At 57.5% G+C, this 2747-nt stretch carries 4 protein-coding genes; all 4 read left to right on the top strand.

The genetic code is table 11. The annotated features are described in order from the left end of the window. Positions 1 to 480, top strand: a 480-nt coding sequence (locus WBM93_RS11770; RefSeq protein WP_424432059.1) for a VOC family protein, incomplete at its 5' end; no start/stop codon positions are given. A 4-nt stretch (positions 481 to 484) separates the two neighbouring features. Continuing rightward, positions 485 to 1642 (top strand): alpha/beta hydrolase family protein, encoded by a 1158-nt coding sequence (locus WBM93_RS11775; RefSeq protein WP_424432060.1) that lies wholly within the window; start codon positions 485 to 487, stop codon positions 1640 to 1642. Beyond that, positions 1639 to 1965, top strand: coding sequence for a DUF2218 domain-containing protein (locus WBM93_RS11780; protein WP_424432061.1), 327 nt, complete (start codon positions 1639 to 1641; stop codon positions 1963 to 1965). Before WBM93_RS11775 ends, WBM93_RS11780 begins: the two co-directional genes overlap by 4 nt. Positions 1966 to 2013: 48 nt before the next feature. Then, a partial coding sequence (locus tag WBM93_RS11785) for an MFS transporter (protein ID WP_424432062.1) occupies positions 2014 to 2747 on the top strand: 734 nt, incomplete at its 3' end.

Consider the following 2747-nt stretch of genomic DNA (forward strand, 5'->3'; position numbering starts at 1 on the left):
CATATCGTGCTGCATTCGCCCGATCATCAGGCGGCAGTGAAATTCTTTACCGAAGTTCTGGGATTCAAAGTCAGCGACTGGCTGGGTGACTTCATGTGCTTCCTGCGTTGCAACGAAGCCCATCACCGGATTGCTTTACTCCCCGGACCTCCCTGTCTGAACCATGTCGCCTATGACATGCTGACGCTGGATGATATGATGCGTGGTGCCAGCCGGTTGCGGAAGCGTGGCACGGATATCCGCTGGGGGCCGGGTCGGCACACGGCGGGGAATAATACGTTCAGCTATTTCACCACACCTGCTGGGTTCGCGGTGGAATATACGTCCGAGCTCGAAGAGGTTGATTTCGAAAAACATGTCGACAAGGTGCATGAACCCGCGCCCAATGTGATGGATCAATGGGGCATCGGAGTCGGCGGACCGCAGACCATGCCGAAGGCGGAAGCCGATCCCTGCCTGTTCCAACCGGCGGAGGTCTGATCCTATGGCTCTTTTTGAATATTTCCCCAATTATATCTGGAACCTGTCGGTAGCCATTGCGATGGAAAGCGGTGGCCAGATTGGTGAAATTATCGACATGTGCCAGCCGATCAAGGAAGCGGCAGCGGCGGGCGATGATGCCGGCGTTCCGCAGTTCATGAAACAATGGGCCGCGATGGGGGACAAGCTGCAGGTACTCGCTGGGGAGGACGAAGCCAGGGGCCGGAACTTCTCTGCTTCGAACAAGCTGGAGCGCGCATCGCTTTATCTGTTCACCGCGGAACGCATGATGGGACATGGCCATCCGGGCCGCACGGAAACATTCGCCAAGGCACGCAATGCCTTTGACCGGTCATCGAAGCTCGGTTTGCTTAATCGTGAACGGGTTGAAATCCCGCTCGACAAGGGCACCATGCCGGCGATCTGGACCAAGGCTCCAGGCTCCGGGAAAAAGCCGGCTGTCGTCTTCTGCAACGGTCTCGATAGCAATAAGGAACTGCTCTACTGGACGCGCCTTCCCGAAGAACTGGCGCGACGCGGAATCTCGACGCTTTGCGTTGACCAGCCCGGTTCGGGCGAAGCATTGCGTCTGCAAAATCTTCCGGTCGATCCGCATAGCGAAAGCTGGGCCTCGAAGGCTGTCGACTGGCTCGAAACGCAGGACAATGTCGATGCCTCGAAACTGGGCATGACCGGCATTTCTCTCGGCGGACATTTTGCGCCGCGCGCTGTAGCCTACGAACCACGTTTCGCCAGCGGAGCGGTCTGGGGTGCCAATCATAATTGGCGCGAAGTGCAGGACAAACGGATGAAGCGTGAAGGGGAAAACCCGGTTCCGCATTATTGGGCGCATGTGATGTGGGCATTTGGTGCGGAAGATATGGAAGATTTCCTGGCGAAATCGAACGATATGAACCTCAACGGCCATATGGACCGGATCACGGTTCCCTTTCTCGTCACCCATGGGTCCAATGATCGTCAGATCAGCGTGGATTATGCTTCGGATCTCTATGACCAGCTGGTCAACTCGCCGCGCCGCGAAAAGGTTATCTTCACGCAGCGCGAAGGCGGGGTCGAGCATGTTGGCGCGGACAATATGGCCTATGGTCGCGATCTGCTGTCCGACTGGTTTGCCGAAACATTGGGCGGGAATGCCGGGTGACATATATCGCAGAAGCCCAGGTGCCGACCGACAACGCAAAAAAATATGCAGCACAGCTTGGCAAACATTGGGCGCATAACCTCGCCGTAGAGGAGAGGGGAGAGGCTGTTCTTATCACTTTTCCAAAAGATGCGCGCGGGGCCGACTGGCCCGCCGATGCAGTTGTGACCTTGGCACCGGAGGACGGTACCTTGCGCTGCTGCATCGAGGCGTCGTCGGAAGGGCAGCGCAATGGTTTGAAGGGCGCTGTTGAACGGCACGTTGATCGTTTTGCTTTTCGCGAAGCGCCGCTGAACTATAAATGGCGGGATAGCGAAGACTAAGAAGAGCTGACCCAAAAAATGGGCTGTGAACACAGGAGGGATGCGAGCATGGCGGAAACAGGTGTTGGAAACGCAGCGCGCCAAGCTGGTACACGCCAGGGCATCATCATATTGGCAGCGTCGGTCATGCCGATCATGGCGATCATATCATTGGTTCCGGTCTTGCCCTTGCTCATGCGCGAATTCGCTTCCGTCGAAGGGAGCGAATTTCTGGTCCCGATGGCGCTTACGATCCCCGCTCTTTGTGTCGCGCTCTTTTCGCCGGTGGCGGGCTGGCTGTCCGACCGGTTGGGGCGAAAGACATTGCTGGTAGCAGCGCTGCTGCTTTACGCCGCCTTCGGTATCATCCCGTGGTTTCTAGACGATCTTTTCCAGATTATCGGTGCGCGGGTTGCACTCGGCATCGTCGAAGCCATCATCATGACGGTCGCAACGGCTCTTATCGGCGATTATTTTGTCGGTGAGCGGCGCGAAAAGTGGATTGCGTTGCAGGTCGCCGTGGGCAGCATTGCGGCCATTGCGCTTATCGCCATCGGCGGCGGGCTTGGCGAAGTCTTCGGCTCGCGCGGACCGTTTCTGCTGTACCTTGTCGCCATACCGATCGCGCTCGCCGCAGCCACGATCCTGTTCGAACCGGAGGTGAAGGTGAATGAAGCCGGGCCCGCGAAGACCGGCTTTCCATATGGCGCCATTCTCCCGCTGGTAGTCACAACATTGGGCGTGGGAATCGTTTTCTATACCGTCATCGTGCAACTGGGTCCGATTCTGGAACTGTCCGGTGC

It is taken from the genome of Parasphingorhabdus sp., assembly GCF_049667325.1.
In the GTDB taxonomy this organism is placed as follows: Bacteria; Pseudomonadota; Alphaproteobacteria; order Sphingomonadales; family Sphingomonadaceae; genus Parasphingorhabdus.